The organism is Microbacterium martis, from assembly GCF_047246685.1.
Classification (GTDB): Bacteria; Actinomycetota; Actinomycetes; order Actinomycetales; family Microbacteriaceae; genus Microbacterium.
In genome coordinates this window covers 216,817-231,587 of sequence record NZ_JBFOKT010000002.1, presented here as the reverse complement: position 1 = coordinate 231,587, position 14,771 = coordinate 216,817, and the positions used below count along the sequence as shown (strand labels likewise).

The window sequence follows — 14,771 nt, the reverse complement described above, 5'->3', positions numbered from 1 at the left end:
GTCAGTCCTCCTCCGAGGCGTACTTCTCGGTCCAGTACGCATCCCACGACTCCAGCAGCTCGCTCGTCGTCATGTTGCCCAGCAGCACGCTCTGCACGTCCTGGTCGGATTTCTGGATCCACTCCGTCCACCAGCTGACGCCGCGAGGCTGGCGCACGTTGACGTAGGTCTCGGGGTCCTCGGTCATGGTGACGTAGCTGGTCCACGGGCCCGAGGAGTAGAACTCGTCGTCGGCCGCCTCGGCGATGATCGGCACCAGGCTGTTGGCCTGCGCGAACTCGGTGGCGGGCTCGGTGGACGAGAGGAACTCGACGAGCTTCACCGCCTCCTCCTTGTGCTCGCTCTTCTCGGCCACGCCCCAGCCGGCGACGGCGAGCGGCTGCGCCGCCTTGCCCGACGGCCCGACGAGGAGCGGAGCGGTGTCCCACTGGTCCTCGGTCAGGTTCGAGTCCTGCACCGTGGCGATGACCTCGGGGTCCTGCAGCAGGAACGCGGTCGTGCCGTTCGTGAATCCGGCGACCATCTCGGGGTAGCCCCACGAGACGGCCGACGGCGGCGACGCCTCGGTGAAGAGGTCGAAGTAGTCGTCGACGGCATCCTGCGCCTCGGGGGCGGCGAAGATGGTCGAGCCGTCCTTCAGCCGGAACGCGTCGTCGGTGTCGAGCTCGTCGATCGTGTACGCCTCGATCGCCGCGACGACGTTGCTGTTCGCGTTCTGGCCGCCGCGGAACGCGTAGCCGTAGACGTTGTTCGACGGATCCTGGATGGCGGACGCCTGCTCCAGCAGGTCTTCCCAGCTGTGCGGCGGTCCGTCGAAGCCGGCGTCGGCGACGAGATCGGTGCGGTAGAACAGCGAGAGCCCGTAGAAGCCATACGGCACGAAGTAGCTCTTGCCGTCTTCCGCGACCGTGGCCGACTGGGCGTTCTCGGTCAGCGCGTCCCAGCCGTCCCACTCCTCGAGGTCGCCCGTGAGGTCGTAGAGCCAGCCGTTGTTCGCGAAGGGGCCGACGGTGATGTCACGGACCTCGAGGAGGTCGACGCCCTTGCCGGACTGCAGCATCTGCTGGATCTTCTGGTCGGCCTGCTCGGTCGGCGGCGAGACGAGGTTGACGGTGATCTTCGGGTTCTCCTTCTCGAACTCGTCGAGCAGGCCGCGGATCAGCTCGGTGCGCGCCGGGTTCGTCAGGCTCTCGACCATCTGCAGCGTGACGGTGCCGTCGGCCGACGAGCCGCCGCCTCCGGCGGAGCATCCGGTGAGCGCGAGGACGGCGACGGTGCCTGCTCCCGCCGCTGTCGTCAAGATCTTGTTCTTCACGATGTGCCTCTCAGTTGGTGTTCTCGGGTGTTCTCGGGTGGGGTGGGGTGGGGTGCGGGTCAGGGGATCACGACGGATGCCGCGGGACGGATGCCGGCGCGCTGAAGGATCTGCGGGATGCAGCGCTCGATGAAGGCCTCGATGTCGGAGGCCTCGGTGTAGAGGTGAGCCGACAGGCGGAAGTAGCCGATGCCGCGGAAGCTGGTGAACGCCGTCTCGACCGCGGTCTCGTCGAGCAGCTCCATGCGCAGGGCATCGGCTTCCTCCCGCGAGGCGCCGAGCCCGAGCGGCAGTCGCACGAGCCGCATCGACGGCACGGGCGAGGGGAGGGGGGTGAGGGGGTCTTCGTCGCCGAACGGCCGCAGGGCGTCGGCGATGAGCCCGGCGCCGGCATCCGCCATCGCCGCCATCGCCGCGCGGGTCTGCGTCCAGCCGAACTCGGTCTCGATGAAGTCGATCGCGGCCGGCGTCGCCAGGTAGGTGGTCGCGTCGATCGTGCCCTGCGTGTCGAAGCGCGAGGGGAAGGGCTCATGCGCGGCCCACGAGTCGATCAGCGGCCACAGCTCCTGACGGTCATGGGTCTCGGTCACCAGCAGGGCCGAGCCGCGCGGCGCGCACGGCCACTTGTGCAGGTTGCCGAACCACCAGTCGCCCCCGGCCACGGCGGCCGCATCGGCGATCAGCCCCGGTGCGTGGGCGCCGTCGACGAGGGTTCGCACACCGCTCTCGGCCGCCAGGTCGGCGATGCGCCGCGTGGGCAGCAGGCGTGCGGTGGGCGAGGTGATCTGGTCGACCACGATGAGCTTGGTGCGCGGCGTGAGCGCATCGGCGAACCTCTGCACGATCTCGTCGTCGTCGGCCAGGAGGGGCAGCTCCACGACGCGGACCGTCGCGCCGAAGCGGCGGGCGAGGCGCTGCGCCCCCATCGTGATCGCGCCGTAGCCCTGATCGGTGACGAGGATCTCGTCGTCCCACTCCAGGCGGAGCGCGTTGTACACCACGGTCGCGGCCGCCGAGGCGTTCGGCACGAAGACGCTGTCCTCCGGCCGCGCGCCGACGAACGGGGCGGTGCGCTCGCGGGCCGCTCGCACGCGTTCGGCGATGCGCGGGAACCACTCCACCGGACTGAGGTCGGCCTGTCGGCGCAGCGCGTCCTGCTCGGCTACGACGGCCGTCGGCACGGCCCCGAACGATCCGTGGTTCAGGTGGACGACGGCCGGATCGAGCGGCCAGGCATCCCGCGCGCGATCGAACGAGGTCAGTCGGGGCGGAGCGGGGAAGCCGGTGGCCAGCATGGGTCCTCATCAACGAGTCGGGGGAGTTGTTGCACAACTTTGCCACACGGCATCCTGATATGCCAGAAATCTCGAATGATTTAATAAAGTCGTCATACGAGTTGGCGCAGTGTGCCATGTCCGACAGACTCGCAGGAGATCCGGGTGTCAGAGAGGAACACGATGAGCGCGTTGGATACGGCGCTGCACGGACTCCGCGAGCTCATCGCCGACGGCGCCCTCCGGCCCGGCGATCGGCTGCCCAGCGAAGGCGAGCTCTGCGAGCGGCTCGGCGTCTCGCGCGGGTCGCTGCGCGAGGCGATCCGGATGCTGGCCGCGCTCGGCGTGCTCGAGACGCGGCACGGTTCGGGCAGCTACGTCAGCGAGCTGCGCGCCGCCGACCTCATCGGCAGCCTCTCGCTCACGGTCGGGTTGCTGCCCATGGCGGGGGTGCTGGAGCTGACCGAGCTGCGTCGGGTGCTCGAACCGCACGCCGCCGCGCTCGCCGCCGCGCGGATCGACGACGAGACCGTGGCGGCCCTGGGTGCGGTGCTCGACGAGATCGAGGCGAGCGACGACTTCGAGCTGCACTCCCGGCTCGACCACCAGTTCCACATGACGATCTCCGAGATCGCGGGCAACGACGCCCTCACCAGCCTCATCGACGTGCTGCGCTCCCGGTCGCGCGCCTATCGCATCCCCGACGCGGAGGACGCGGCCGAGCTCAAGCTGCACTCCGACGAGGGGCACAGGGCGATCCTGCGCGGGCTGGCGGCGGCCGATCCCGTGGCCGCGTCGGCGGCGGCATCCGCCCACGTGGCGTACACGGAGTACTGGGTGCGGCGGTACACCGAGGTGTGAGGGGCGGGGCCGGACTCGTCGCGTCCCGATCTGCTCATCCCGTCCCGATCTGCTCACGGATCCGCGGAAGCGGTGAGCGGATCGGGACAGGGTGAGCGGATCGGGACGGGGCGGGGAGTCAGGCCAGGGTGATGTCGACCTGGATCTCGGTCGCGATGCGCTCCAGGTCGGCGCGGAGGGCGTCGAGGTCGGCGGATGCCGGAACCCTCGCGGTCACCGAGGCCTCGAACAGGCGGCCGCCGGCCATCGCGGCGTCGCGGGTCTCGGTCGCCATCTCGTCGATGCTGAGCTCGTGCGCGTTCAGCACGCTCGAGACCTCACGGACGATCCCGGGTCGGTCGTTGCCGAGGACCTGCAGGGTGATCAGCTGATCGTCGGCCGGCGCGGTGCTGGTGCCGGTGAGCACCGCGAGGGTCAGCAGCCCCTGTCCCTGCAGCGACCGCAGGGCGGTCTGCAGCTCGGCGGCGCGGTCGTCGGCGACCGACACCTCGATCACGCCGGCGAAGGTGCCGGCGAGCTCGGCCAGGGAGCTGTTCTCCCAGTTGCCCGCGTGGGCGTCGACGACATCGGCGACGGCGGCGACGAGCCCGGGACGGTCGGCGCCGGCGACCGTGAGGATGAGAGTGGTCATGCCGCCAGAGTAACGACTGCTGCGGGGGTGGGCCCTTCGACAGGCTCAGGGACCCAGGGTCGTGCGGGGGTGGGCCCTTCGACAGGCTCAGGGACCCAGGGGGACAGGCTCAGGGACCCAGGGGGACAGGCTCAGGGACCCAGGGGGGCTCAGGGACCCAGGGGGACAGGCTCAGCGACCCAGGGGGTGCCAGGTGCCGGTGTCGAGGAAGGAGTCGAGGCGTGCGCGGTGCGGGGCGAGATCCCAGCCCTGCGCGGCGACCCAGGCATCGGAGTAGTAGGTGCCGGCGTAGCGGATGCCGCTGTCGCAGATCAGCGTCACGACGCTGCCCGTCTCGCCGGCTTCCCGCATCCGCGCGATGAGCTGGAACGCGCCGTAGAGGTTCGTGCCGGTCGACCCGCCCGCGAGGTGGAGGGTGCGCTCGCGCAGCATCCGGATCGCGGCGATCGAGCCGGCATCGGGCACGCGGATCATCTCGTCGATCACCGTCGGCACGAACGACGGCTCGACCTGCGGGCGGCCGATGCCCTCGATGCGGCTCGGGCGTCCGGCAGGCGGGTCGACCGTGCCGGCCCATCCGTCGTAGAACGCCGAGCCCTCCGGATCGACCACCGCGATCCGCGTGTCGTGGCGGCGGTACTTCACGTATCGGCCGAACGTCGCGCTCGTGCCGCCGGTGCCCGCTCCGACGACGATCCATCGGGGGATCGGATGCCGTTCCTGCGACAGCTGGCTGAACACGCTCTCGGCGATGTTGTTGTTGCCGCGCCAGTCGGTCGCCCGCTCCGCGAAGGTGAACTGGTCGAGGTAGTGCCCATGGCAGTCGGCGGCGAGGCGCCGCGCCTCGGGCGACATGTCTTCCGCCCGGTCGACGAAGTGGCATCGACCGCCGTAGAACTCGATGAGGTCGATCTTCTCCTGGCTGGTCGACCGCGGCACGACCGTGATGAACGGCAGGCCCAGCATCCGGGCGAAGTAGGCCTCGGAGACGGCGGTCGACCCGCTCGACGACTCCACGAGCGTGGTGTCTTCGTGGATGCGGCCGTTCACCAGCCCGTAGAGCAGCAGCGATCGGGCGAGCCGATGCTTGAGCGAGCCGGTCGGGTGCACCGACTCGTCTTTCAGATAGAGGTCGATGCCCCACTCGGCCGGCAGAGGGAACAGGTGCAGGTGCGTGTCGGCACTGCGATTCGCGTCGGCCTCCAGCAGGGCGATCGCGGTGCTGGTCCAGGAGTTCACCGATCGAGCGTAACGCTCACGGGTCAGCCGACCGTACCTGCGGGAGAAGTGCTGCCATGACCATCGATGTGCAGGAGGGATGCCTGCGACTGCTCCTGCTGCAGCTGGAACTCGAAGCGCGAGCGGTCGCCTCGGTGATAGGCGATGAAGTACTCCATCGGCGAGCCGTCGGCGCCGCGGCTCACGCTGCGCAGCCGCAGCAGGGCCGACCCCGCGCTCACCCCGAGCAGCTGAGCCTGCTCGTGCGTCGCCACCGTGGCCTCGGCCGAGCGGACGCCGTGGGTCGCGACGACGCCGTTCGCGGCGAGAAGCCGATAGAGCGAGGCTTCGGTGAGATCGGCGTCGAGGGTGGCGGCGCCGACGGCATCCGGCATCCATGTCGTCGACAGCGACCAGGGTTCGCCGTCGACGTGGCGCAGCCGGTCGAGAACCACCACCGGCGCGCCGACCTCGACCTCGAGGGCGGAGGCGACCTCGTCGTCGGCGGTCGTCCGCTCGTGCCGCAGCACGTCGCTGTGCACATGCCCGCCGCGCCGCTCGACGTCGTCGTAGAGACCGACGAGCGTGTGCACGAGACTCTCGCTGGTGCGGGGGCGCGAGACGAAGGTGCCCTTGCCCTTGACCCGCTCGACGAGTCCTTCGTGCTCGAGCTGGGCCAGCGCCTGCCGCACCACCGTGCGGGAGATGCCGTAGCGCTCGCACAGCCGGTGCTCGCCGGGCAGCGGGTCGCCCGGCTGCAGGCCGTCGCGCGCGATCCCCTCGACGATCAGCTGGCGCAGCTGATCGTACATCGGAGCGGCGGAGTGCCGGTCGATGGTGTCGGCGACGGTGTCGGCCATGTCAGTATGCGACTCCCGCGTGCAGGATCACGTTCGCGTAGGGGGTGAACTCCCCCGAGCGCACGAACGCCCGCGCGCCGTGCGTGCGCTTCTTGAACTCGACGTGCGGGACGAGCTCGATCTCGAAGCCCATGCCGGCGAGTCGCTCCCGCAGGGCGGCGAGCACCTCGGGGCTGTGCTCGGCGACCTCGGCCGAGACGGTCGCCCCCTCGACCACGAGCTCGCCCAGCACCGTGTCGAGGACATCGAGGAACGCCGGGGCGCCCGGTCGGTACGCGAGATCGATGCGCTCCGAGCCGGGAGGGATCGGGAGCCCGGCGTCGGTCACGACGAGGAGGTCGGTGTGCCCTGTCTCGCTGATGACCCGGGAGAGGGCGGGATTGATCGTCGTGGCGGACTTGCGCATGATGTCTCCTCAGTTCGCGGCGGGGGCGGGCTCGCGCTCGGCCAGGAAGGCCTCGACCTCGGCGCGGTGCGGCAGGCTCGGCGAGGCGCCCTGCTTCGTCACCGTGAGCGCCCCGGCGGCCGTCGCCAGGCGCACGGCCTCGGTGAGCGTGCGCCCGTCGGCGAGGGCGGCGCCCAGGTAGCCCGCGTAGGCGTCGCCGGCGGCCGTCGTGTCGATCGCCTCGACGGGGAACGGGGGCACCACCACCGCTCCCTCGGCGGTCACGACGCACGACCCCTGGCCGGCGAGCGTGATCACCGCGGCGCCGACGCCCTGGGCCAGGAACCAGCGCCCGGCGAGCTCGGCCGACGCGGCATCCGTCACCTCGATGCCGCTGATGAGCGTGGCCTCGGTCTCGTTCGGGGTGACGATGTCGATGCTCCGCCAGATCTCGGGCGCGAGCTCGGCCGCCGGGGCGGGATCGAGGATCACGGTCATGCCGTGCTCGCCCGCGCGAGCGGTGATGTGGGCGGTGAGGGCGGACGGCGTCTCGAGCTGCGTCAGCAGCACGGAGGTGCTCGGCGCCAGCGCGGCCAGCGCGGCGTCGATCTGCTCGGTGCTCAGTGCGGCGTTCGCGAGCGGCACCATCACGATGTCGTTCTGCGCCGACGCGTCGACCCGGATGTGCGCGATGCCCGTCGGCCCCGGCACGGTGCGCAGGTGAGTGAGGTCGACGCCGGCCTCGGCCAGACCGTCGACGACGAGGTCGTGGAAGAGGTCGTCGCCGACGCAGCCGACGAAGCTGGTCCGGGCCCCCGAACGTCCGGCGGCGACGGCCTGATTGGCGCCCTTGCCGCCCAGCATCAGCGTGAACTGATCGCCGAGGATGGTCTCACCGCGCGCCGGCAGTCGCTGGGAGAAGGTCGTCACGTCTGCGGTGACGCTGCCGACGATGACGACGCCGGAGCGATCTCCGGGGTGTGCGGGGGCCATGTCGCTCCTGATCCTCTTCGACGGCTCGCGAAGCCGGGCGCGTCTTTGACATTCGTCCGCGGCTGTCATTACATTAGCCGAACCCGAACCTGTAACGACAGGTTCACCGGCCTGGAGATCCGATGACCGCGATCGCCCCCCGTCTGTACGTCGACAGCGCCGATGTCGACCGCGTCTCGTCGCTGCTCACCGCCGGCGTCGTGCACGGCGTGACGACGAACCCCACGATCCTCGAGCGCGGCGGACGCACGGCGGCCGAGATCCCGCAGCTGTACTCCCGATGGGAGTCGGAGGGAGCGCGCGAGATCTTCTTCCAGACCTGGGGCGGCGACACGTCGGCCCTGCTCCGCAACGCAGACGGCATCCGGGCGCTCGGCGACCGCGTGGTCGTGAAGGTGCCGGCGACGGCCGCGGGGTTCGCCGCGGCATCCGTCCTCGTGCGCGACGGGGCGAGCGTGCTCGTGACGGCGGTGTACTCGGTCGCGCAGGCGCTCGCGTGCGCGGCCGTCGGTGTGCAGTACATCGCGCCGTACCTCGGGCGGATGCGCGATGCGATCGCGGCGGCCGGATCGGGTGCGGATGCGGAAGACGTCATCGCGCGCATGCAGGAGATGTGCGCGGGGAGCACGACCAACGTGCTCGCGGCCTCGCTGCGCTCGCCGGAGGACGTCATCGGGCTGCGCCGCGCGGGCATCCCGTACTTCACGGCTGCTCCGGATGTGATCGAGCGGATGCTGTTCGACGAGGTGAGCGACAGCTCGGCGGCCGAGTTCGACGCGGCCATGGGGCGCCTCGGGGCCTGACGCGCGCTGCGCGGTGGCGAGAGGTGCGTGCCCCCCGAGGTGAGAGGTCACGACACGCCGCAACGCGCCGGGCGCGCGCGGCGCGTCGTGACCTCTCACCCGAAGGGGCGTCAGAGGCCCGGGTCAGGAGCTCAGCGCCGCGGTCGGCGGTGTGCGCGCGGCGCGCACCGCCGGGTAGAGGCCGGCGATCGCTCCGATCACCAGCGTGCTGCCCACGGCCATGGCGAAGAGCGCCCCCGGCACCGAGAACGTCCAGCCGTTGAGGGCCGCGAACACCGCCGTCACGCCGGCGCCGAGCAGGGAGCCGAAGATCCCGCCCAGTGCGGACAGCAGCAGCGCCTCGACCAGGAACTGCCGGCGGATGTGCGCCCTGGTGGCGCCCAGCGCCCGACGCAGACCGATCTCGCGGCGCCGCTCCAACACCGAGATGATCATGGTGTTGGCCACGCCGATGCCGCCGACGAGCAGCGCCACCGAGCCGAGTCCGACCAGCAGCCCGGTGAAGGCCTGGTCGGCGGCGTACTTGGCCGCGAGCGCGTCGGAGGGGCGGGAGACGCCGACCTCCTCGGGCGCCTGCGGGTTGACCGTTCCCGGCAGGAGGTCGCGCACCTGGTCGATCATCTTCTCGACAGCGCGCTCGTAGACGACCGAGGGGCTGCCGTCGTACCCGAAGGCGGTCGTCGCTATCGGGATGCCGATGAGCGCGGCCGCGTCGAGCTCGGGCGCCAGCATCGACGGTTCGAGGATGCCGACGACCGTGAAGTACTGCCCGCCGAGCCACACCTGGCTGCCGACCGTGACGATGCCGAGTCGCCTGGCGGCGTCTGCGCCCAGGACGACCGAGGGGTACTCGCTCGTCGCGGCGTTGAGCCACGCGCCGGATGCGAGATCGGTACCGGTGACCTCGAGCAGATCGAGGTCGGCGGCCATCACGCTGATGCCCCCCGTGGCGGACTCGTTGATCAGCGGCGTGCGATAGACGTCGACCGGGATGTCGCCCGTGCCGCTCGCCGATTCCACGCCGTCCATCAGCCGCACCTTCGGCACCGTGTCCTCCGGCAGCTTCGTGTCTTCGCCGAGCAGGCCGCTGTTCGGCTCCACCGTCAGCAGGTTCGTGCCGAGCGCGGCGAGCTGCTCGTTGAGCTTGGCCTGACTCGACGTCGAGATGCCCACCACCGCGATCATCGCCGCGATCCCGATCGCGATGCCGAGTGCCGACAGAACGGCCCGCATGGGTCGGGCCCGCAGGCCCGTGGCGCCCAGCATCAGCACGTCGGAGAAGCGCAGGCGCGATCGGGGCGGCGCCTGTGCCCGCCCGTCGGCGTCGGCCCGCTCACGGACCTCCGGTTCCATCAGCGTGCTCATGCGGCCACCTCCTCGGCGGCCGAATCGGCCTTTTCGGCGGCGGCCGAGTCGCCGACCACCCGTCCGTCTCTGATCGTGATCCGTCGCCCCAGCCGGGCGGCCAGCTCGACGTCGTGCGTGATCACCACGACCGTGGTGCCCTGCGCGTTCAGAGTGTGCAGCAGTTCGACGATCGCGGCGCCCGACGCGGAGTCGAGGTTCCCTGTCGGCTCGTCGGCGAGCAGCAGCGGTGGGTCGGCGACGACGGCGCGGGCGATCGCGACCCTCTGCCGCTCGCCGCCCGAGAGCTGGTTCGGCTTGTGGGTCACCCGGTGGCCGAGACCGACCCGCTCGAGAGCGGCTCGTGCGCGCTCCCGCCGCTCGGCGCGTGGCACGCCCAGGTAGAGCAGGCCGTCGGCGACGTTGTCGAGCGCACTGATGCCCTCGCTGAGATGGAACTGCTGGAAGACGAACCCGATGCGGTGCGCGCGCAGGGCCGACAGCTCCTGATCCGACAGCGACTGCACGTCGACGCCGTCGATGCGTGCGGTGCCGGCGGTCGGGCGGTCGAGCGTGCCGATCAGGTTGAGCAGCGTCGACTTGCCCGAACCGCTCGGCCCGACGATCGCGACGAGCTCACCCCGTCGCACCTCGAGGCTCACCCCGGCGCAGGCGAGCACCGGCGGCTGACCGTAGGATCTCTCCACCCCGTGGAGTTCGATGACCGCGCTCATCGCTCCGGCACCACCACGTCGAGACCCGCCTTCACTCCTTCGCCCGAGATCTCGACACGGCCGCCGGCGAAGAGCCCGGTCTCGACGGGAACGTCGTCGATCGTGCCGTCGTCGTCGACCACCTGCACGCCGAAGCGGCCGCCGGGTAGCGCGATGAGTGCTTCGACGGGCACGGAGAGCACGTTGTCGCGCGTCTCGGACGGCACGTCGATCGCGACGCTCGCCCGCTGGATGCCGTCAGCCGCCGCCGGATCGTCGAGGGCGATGGTGATCGGCACGACGATCGACTTCTGGCCGTTGTTCTCCTGCTCCGTCGGCTGGCCCACAGCGGTGATGGTGCCGGTGGTCGTGATCCCCCCGGGGAGCTGCAGGTTCACCTGGGTTCCGACGACCCCGAGTTTCTGATCGGCGAGCTTCAGATTGGCCGTCACCTCTTTGACCAGTCCCGACACCTTGACCACGGGCGCGCCCGGGCCCACCTGGTCGCCGATCGCGGCGAGCACCTCGGCGATGCGCAGATCGGTGGGGGCGAAGATGATTCGTCCGAGGTCGATCCGACCGGTCTTCTCCTGCCCGGTGGCCTCCTGCCAGGCTCGGATGGCCGCCTCGGTGTTCCCGTCGAACTTCTCGTCGGGCTCCCGCGAGAAGTAACCCAGTGCCTGGAGGTCGGCCTCGAGCTGACGGACGTCGGGGCCGGCGGACATGCCGCGCTCGAACGCACGCCAGGCGGGAAGGTCGCCGTGGAACAGGAACACACTGACGTTGTCGACGCTGAACAGCGGCTGGCCGAGACCGACCTGACTTCCCGCGGGCGAGACGGCGGTCAGCACGCCCCCGATGCCCGAGCTCAGGTTCCGCGACGCGGTGTAGTCGAGCGTGCCGCTCACGGTCTGAGACCCGGAAAGCGTCCCCTCCTCGACGGATGCCGTCGAGAAGCGCTTCTTCTCCTCGGATGCCGCCGGCACCGAGCCGTAGACGTTCGCGGCTGCGATGCCGGTGCCCGTGAGGGCGACGGCGCAGGCCGCCGCCCCGGCGATCCACCAGCGCGCGCGACGCCGCCGCGGTGCTGCGCTGCCGACATCGGTCGTGCCGGACCCGCTCATCCGTCGACCTTCTTGGCCACGCCGCCGCCGCCGCACTCCTCCAGCAGCTCCTGCGGAGCATCCTGCGGGAACTCCGGAGCCTCGCCGGCCTTCGGGTCGGGCATGTCGTAGCCGTTCTCGCGGTAGCACTCGGCGGCCTTGGTCGCCCATTCGAGGAACTTCTCGTCGGCGGCGGCCCTCTCCTCGGCCGACATCGCCGGCGGGGTGCCCAGCTTCTCGGTGCAGGCGTCGGCGGCGGACTGGTAAGCGTCCATGTCGCCGTCCATCGGGATCGTCATCGACGTGCCCTGCTCCGAATCCTTGGGGTCGGGCATGTCGATGCCCTGGTCGCGCATGCAGGCGGCGTAGTCGAACTGGTACTGCACGAACTCCGACTTCTCGGATCCGCCGCTCGCGCCCGAGCCCCCGCTCGCAGCGTCGTCGCCTCCGCCCGCCGTGCTCGGAGAGCATGCCGTCAAGGCGAACAGGACCGCCGGCACGGCGAGCAGCGCGGCCAGAGCCGTGCGGCGGCCGCCTCGGGTGGTGGTGATGGTCATGTCGTCTTCCTCTCGTCGCGGTCGACTCCTCCGTGGCGTCGACGGGACCAGTCCACCGGGGCGGGGGTTAACGGGGCGTTCAAGAAAGTCTTTAGGTCTGCTTTATGGCTCCGATGCTTGACTGGCCGCATGCGCGCACTGATCGTCGAGGACGAGACCTACCTTGCCGACGCCATCCGCACCGGCCTCCGCCGTGAGTCCATCGCGGCTGACGTGGTCTACGACGGCGACACGGCGATCGAGAACCTCTCGGTGAACGCCTACGACGTCATCGTGCTCGACCGCGACCTGCCGGGCATCCACGGCGACGACGTGTGCTCCTGGGTGGCGGCGAACCGCCCGGAGTGCCGCGTGCTCATGCTGACCGCCGCCCGGACTCTCGACGAGAAGGTCGAAGGGTTCGAGCTCGGCGCCGACGACTACCTCGCCAAGCCCTTCGACTTCCCCGAGCTGGTCGCGAGGCTGCGTGCGCTCGAGCGACGAGCGGGCGTCTCGCATCCGCCATCCCTCGAGGCGCACGGCGTGCGTCTCGATCCGTTCCGCCGAGAGGTCTACCGCAACACCCGTCTGGTCCGGCTGTCGAACAAGGAGTTCGTCGTTCTCGAACTGCTCATGCGCGCCGGCGGCGGCATCGTCAGCGCCGAGACCCTGCTGGAGAAGGGCTGGGACGAGAACGCCGATCCGTTCACCAACACCGTACGGGTGACGATCTCGAATCTCCGCAAGCGCCTCGGCGACCCGTGGCTGGTGCGCACCGTGCCGGGCGTCGGATACCGGTTCGGAGCGCCGTCGTGACCGCCGCACGCCGCCGGCTGACCATACGCGCGCGGCTGACCGTCGCCTTCACCTCTCTCCTCGCGGTCGCCGGTCTGCTCATGGTGCTCATCGTCAACGTGTTCATGCGCACGGTGCCCACATATGTCGTCGCGGAGGTCGACGGGATGACGGTGCCCGCGACCACCGACCCTCCCAGCGCCGGTCTTCCCACCGATGCCGCCATCACTCGGACGTTCGACGCCGCGAAGGCGACCTCGACCATCGCGCTGCGCTCGCCCATCGACATCCTGAACACCACGCTCATCGTCTCGGCCGTCGTGCTCGTCGCGGTCCTTCTCGCCGGCGCGCTTCTCGCCTGGGTCCTGGCCGGGCGGATGCTGCGGCCGCTGCAGGCCATCAACCGCGCCGCGCAGGTCGCCGGCACCGGATCGTTCGATCACCGGGTGGGCCTCGATGGTCCTCGCGACGAGGTGCGCGACCTGTCGGACACCTTCGACGACATGCTCGGCAAGCTCGACCGGTCGTTCCAGTCCCATCGGCGCTTCGCGTCGAACGCCTCGCACGAGCTCCGCACGCCGCTCGCGACGACCCAGACCATGCTCGAGGTCGCTCTCGCCGATCCCGACCTCACCGTCGACGAGCTGCGTGCCGTGTCGCGCCGCGTGCTCGAGACGAACCGCCGCAACATCGAGACCGTCGATGCTCTGCTCGACCTCGCCGACATCGAGCGCCGCACGCTGGCCGCCGACCCGGTCGACGTCGGGCGGCTCGCGCACCGGGCCCTCGCAGAGGCGTCGGGCGAGATCGAGGCCCGAGACATCCGCGTGCGGGACGAGGCCGACGTGTCGGCCGTCGCGCTCGGCGACGAGGTCCTGCTGCGGCAGGCAGTGTCGAACCTCGTGCGCAACGCCGTCCGCCACAACGTCGAGGGCGGCGAGATCGACATCGAGACGCGCACCGACGGGGAGCGGGTTCACCTGCGCATCGAGAACACCGGACCGCTGCTCGACGCCGACCAGGTGACCGAACTCACCGAGCCGTTCCGCCGCGGAGCGGGGCGCACGGTCTCGTCCGCCGAGTCGGTGCGCGGGCACGGGCTCGGGCTCGCCATCGTCACGAGCGTCGTCGAGGCGCATCGCGGGGAGCTCGAGCTGTCGGCCCGCGAGGGCGGGGGCCTCGTGGTCGAGATGGCGCTGCCCGCGGCATCCGACGCCTGACCGGCGTCGCCGATCGTCTGTCAGGCGGATGCCGCCTGCCGCAGCCATCGCTCCACGCCGGCGATGTGCGCGGTCGTCAGGGCTGTGGCGAGAGCCGCGTCGCGGTGCGCGATGGCGTCGGCGATCGCCCGGTGCTCCGACAGGGTGCGCTCCACGGCGCCGCCTTCGGTGAGTCCACGCCACACGCGCGCGCGAACGGTCTGGCTGCTGAGGTGCTCGATGAGGCTCGCGAGATAGGCGTTGTCCGCCATCCGAACGATCTCGCGGTGGAAGCGGATGTCGTGCTCGACGAGCTCCTCGATCGTGACGGCCCCGTCGACGCCGTCGACCTCGGCCCGCAGCTGCGCGATGCCGTCGTCGGTGCCGAGTGTGGCCGCGAGGCCGGTCGCCTGCGACTCCAGCATCCGTCTGACGGCGAAGATCTCGAGCATCGAGTCGTCGTCGTGCATGTCGACGACGAAGGCGATGGCCTCGAGCAGAAGATGCGGCTCCAGGCTCGTGACGTACGTGCCGTCGCCGCGGCGCACGTCGAGCACCCGGATGACCTCGAGCGCCTTGACGGCCTCGCGCATCGAGTTGCGCGAGAGGCCGAGGCGCTCGGAGAGCTCCTTCTCGGGCGGCAGACGATCGCCGGGCGAGAGTTCGCCCGACACGATCATCGCCTTGATCTTCTCGATCGCCTCATCGGTCACAGCCATGGCGTCATCCTAGCTATTGATC

General features: G+C 70.6%; 16 protein-coding genes. 4 read left to right on the top strand and 12 right to left on the bottom strand.

Going from position 1 to position 14,771, the window contains the following annotated elements:
* Position 1: 1 nt before the first annotated feature.
* Together AB3M90_RS09050 and AB3M90_RS09045 are read right to left on the bottom strand one after the other, a co-directional pair.
* The gene (locus AB3M90_RS09050) at positions 2-1,315 is read right to left on the bottom strand and encodes an ABC transporter substrate-binding protein (RefSeq protein WP_412951602.1); all 1,314 of its coding nucleotides are present in this window, start codon (positions 1,313-1,315) and stop codon (positions 2-4) included.
* Positions 1,316-1,374: 59 nt separating this feature from the next.
* On the bottom strand, positions 1,375-2,610 hold the full coding sequence (locus AB3M90_RS09045) for an aminotransferase class V-fold PLP-dependent enzyme (protein WP_412951601.1): 1,236 nt from the start codon (positions 2,608-2,610) through the stop codon (positions 1,375-1,377).
* A gap of 162 nt (positions 2,611-2,772) precedes the next feature.
* On the opposite strand from AB3M90_RS09045, the gene AB3M90_RS09040 reads away from it, so the two are divergent.
* Positions 2,773-3,450, top strand: coding sequence for a FadR/GntR family transcriptional regulator (locus AB3M90_RS09040; protein WP_412951599.1), 678 nt, complete (start codon positions 2,773-2,775; stop codon positions 3,448-3,450).
* Positions 3,451-3,568: 118 nt separating this feature from the next.
* Here AB3M90_RS09040 and AB3M90_RS09035 read toward each other — a convergent pair whose 3' ends face one another.
* From AB3M90_RS09035 to AB3M90_RS09015, 5 genes are all read right to left on the bottom strand, one after another.
* Positions 3,569-4,081: a glycine cleavage system transcriptional repressor gene (locus tag AB3M90_RS09035; protein WP_412951597.1), complete on the bottom strand. Its 513-nt coding sequence runs from the start codon at positions 4,079-4,081 to the stop codon at positions 3,569-3,571.
* Between the two features lie 171 nt (positions 4,082-4,252).
* The gene (locus AB3M90_RS09030; protein ID WP_412951595.1) at positions 4,253-5,320 is read right to left on the bottom strand and encodes a PLP-dependent cysteine synthase family protein; all 1,068 of its coding nucleotides are present in this window, start codon (positions 5,318-5,320) and stop codon (positions 4,253-4,255) included.
* Between the two features lie 23 nt (positions 5,321-5,343).
* A complete protein-coding gene (locus tag AB3M90_RS09025; RefSeq protein ID WP_412951593.1) occupies positions 5,344-6,159 on the bottom strand; it encodes a GntR family transcriptional regulator in 816 nt (271 codons plus the stop codon).
* 1 nt (position 6,160) lies between these two features.
* Positions 6,161-6,565: a D-ribose pyranase gene (gene rbsD, locus AB3M90_RS09020; RefSeq protein ID WP_412951591.1), complete on the bottom strand. Its 405-nt coding sequence runs from the start codon at positions 6,563-6,565 to the stop codon at positions 6,161-6,163.
* Positions 6,566-6,574: 9 nt separating this feature from the next.
* Positions 6,575-7,537, bottom strand: a complete 963-nt coding sequence (locus AB3M90_RS09015) for a ribokinase (RefSeq protein ID WP_412951589.1) — start codon at positions 7,535-7,537, stop codon at positions 6,575-6,577.
* Positions 7,538-7,659: 122 nt separating this feature from the next.
* Between AB3M90_RS09015 and AB3M90_RS09010 the strand changes: the two genes are divergently transcribed.
* On the top strand, positions 7,660-8,340 hold the full coding sequence (locus AB3M90_RS09010; RefSeq protein ID WP_412951587.1) for a transaldolase family protein: 681 nt from the start codon (positions 7,660-7,662) through the stop codon (positions 8,338-8,340).
* A 123-nt stretch (positions 8,341-8,463) separates the two neighbouring features.
* Here AB3M90_RS09010 and AB3M90_RS09005 read toward each other — a convergent pair whose 3' ends face one another.
* The 4 genes from AB3M90_RS09005 to AB3M90_RS08990 are packed head-to-tail and all read right to left on the bottom strand — an operon-like array spanning position 8,464 to position 12,057.
* Positions 8,464-9,705 carry an ABC transporter permease gene (locus tag AB3M90_RS09005; protein ID WP_412951585.1) on the bottom strand — a complete coding sequence of 414 codons (1,242 nt, stop codon included), beginning with the start codon at positions 9,703-9,705 and terminating at the stop codon, positions 8,464-8,466.
* A complete protein-coding gene (locus tag AB3M90_RS09000) occupies positions 9,702-10,418 on the bottom strand; it encodes an ABC transporter ATP-binding protein (RefSeq protein WP_412951583.1) in 717 nt (238 codons plus the stop codon). Before AB3M90_RS09000 ends, AB3M90_RS09005 begins: the two co-directional genes overlap by 4 nt.
* Positions 10,415-11,521, bottom strand: coding sequence for an efflux RND transporter periplasmic adaptor subunit (locus AB3M90_RS08995; RefSeq protein ID WP_412951581.1), 1,107 nt, complete (start codon positions 11,519-11,521; stop codon positions 10,415-10,417). The genes AB3M90_RS09000 and AB3M90_RS08995 overlap by 4 nt, the downstream gene beginning before the upstream one ends.
* Complete coding sequence (locus AB3M90_RS08990) at positions 11,518-12,057, bottom strand: hypothetical protein (protein WP_412951579.1); 540 nt, start codon at positions 12,055-12,057, stop codon at positions 11,518-11,520. Before AB3M90_RS08990 ends, AB3M90_RS08995 begins: the two co-directional genes overlap by 4 nt.
* 129 nt (positions 12,058-12,186) lie before the next feature.
* Between AB3M90_RS08990 and AB3M90_RS08985 the strand changes: the two genes are divergently transcribed.
* Together AB3M90_RS08985 and AB3M90_RS08980 are read left to right on the top strand one after the other, a co-directional pair.
* The gene (locus AB3M90_RS08985) at positions 12,187-12,852 is read left to right on the top strand and encodes a response regulator transcription factor (RefSeq protein WP_412951577.1); all 666 of its coding nucleotides are present in this window, start codon (positions 12,187-12,189) and stop codon (positions 12,850-12,852) included.
* Positions 12,849-14,051: a sensor histidine kinase gene (locus tag AB3M90_RS08980; RefSeq protein WP_412951575.1), complete on the top strand. Its 1,203-nt coding sequence runs from the start codon at positions 12,849-12,851 to the stop codon at positions 14,049-14,051. The genes AB3M90_RS08985 and AB3M90_RS08980 overlap by 4 nt, the downstream gene beginning before the upstream one ends.
* Before the next feature lie 20 nt (positions 14,052-14,071).
* Here AB3M90_RS08980 and AB3M90_RS08975 read toward each other — a convergent pair whose 3' ends face one another.
* Positions 14,072-14,749 (bottom strand): FadR/GntR family transcriptional regulator, encoded by a 678-nt coding sequence (locus tag AB3M90_RS08975; protein WP_412951573.1) that lies wholly within the window; start codon positions 14,747-14,749, stop codon positions 14,072-14,074.
* Positions 14,750-14,771: the final 22 nt, after the last annotated feature.

Excerpts from the sequence above, each read along its gene's own strand:
- AB3M90_RS09035 (WP_412951597.1), bottom strand. The coding sequence starts at position 4,081 with ATGACCACTCTCATCCTCACGGTCGCCGGCGCCGACCGTCCCGGGCTC.
- AB3M90_RS09040 (WP_412951599.1), top strand. The coding sequence starts at position 2,773 with ATGAGCGCGTTGGATACGGCGCTGCACGGACTCCGCGAGCTCATCGCC.
- AB3M90_RS09025 (WP_412951593.1), bottom strand. The coding sequence starts at position 6,159 with ATGGCCGACACCGTCGCCGACACCATCGACCGGCACTCCGCCGCTCCG.
- rbsD (WP_412951591.1), bottom strand. The coding sequence starts at position 6,565 with ATGCGCAAGTCCGCCACGACGATCAATCCCGCCCTCTCCCGGGTCATC.
- AB3M90_RS08975 (WP_412951573.1), bottom strand. The coding sequence starts at position 14,749 with ATGGCTGTGACCGATGAGGCGATCGAGAAGATCAAGGCGATGATCGTG.
- AB3M90_RS08985 (WP_412951577.1), top strand. The coding sequence starts at position 12,187 with ATGCGCGCACTGATCGTCGAGGACGAGACCTACCTTGCCGACGCCATC.
- AB3M90_RS08995 (WP_412951581.1), bottom strand. The coding sequence starts at position 11,521 with ATGAGCGGGTCCGGCACGACCGATGTCGGCAGCGCAGCACCGCGGCGG.
- AB3M90_RS09015 (WP_412951589.1), bottom strand. The coding sequence starts at position 7,537 with ATGGCCCCCGCACACCCCGGAGATCGCTCCGGCGTCGTCATCGTCGGC.
- AB3M90_RS09045 (WP_412951601.1), bottom strand. The coding sequence starts at position 2,610 with ATGCTGGCCACCGGCTTCCCCGCTCCGCCCCGACTGACCTCGTTCGAT.
- AB3M90_RS08990 (WP_412951579.1), bottom strand. The coding sequence starts at position 12,057 with ATGACCATCACCACCACCCGAGGCGGCCGCCGCACGGCTCTGGCCGCG.
- AB3M90_RS09000 (WP_412951583.1), bottom strand. The coding sequence starts at position 10,418 with ATGAGCGCGGTCATCGAACTCCACGGGGTGGAGAGATCCTACGGTCAG.
- AB3M90_RS09010 (WP_412951587.1), top strand. The coding sequence starts at position 7,660 with ATGACCGCGATCGCCCCCCGTCTGTACGTCGACAGCGCCGATGTCGAC.
- AB3M90_RS09005 (WP_412951585.1), bottom strand. The coding sequence starts at position 9,705 with ATGAGCACGCTGATGGAACCGGAGGTCCGTGAGCGGGCCGACGCCGAC.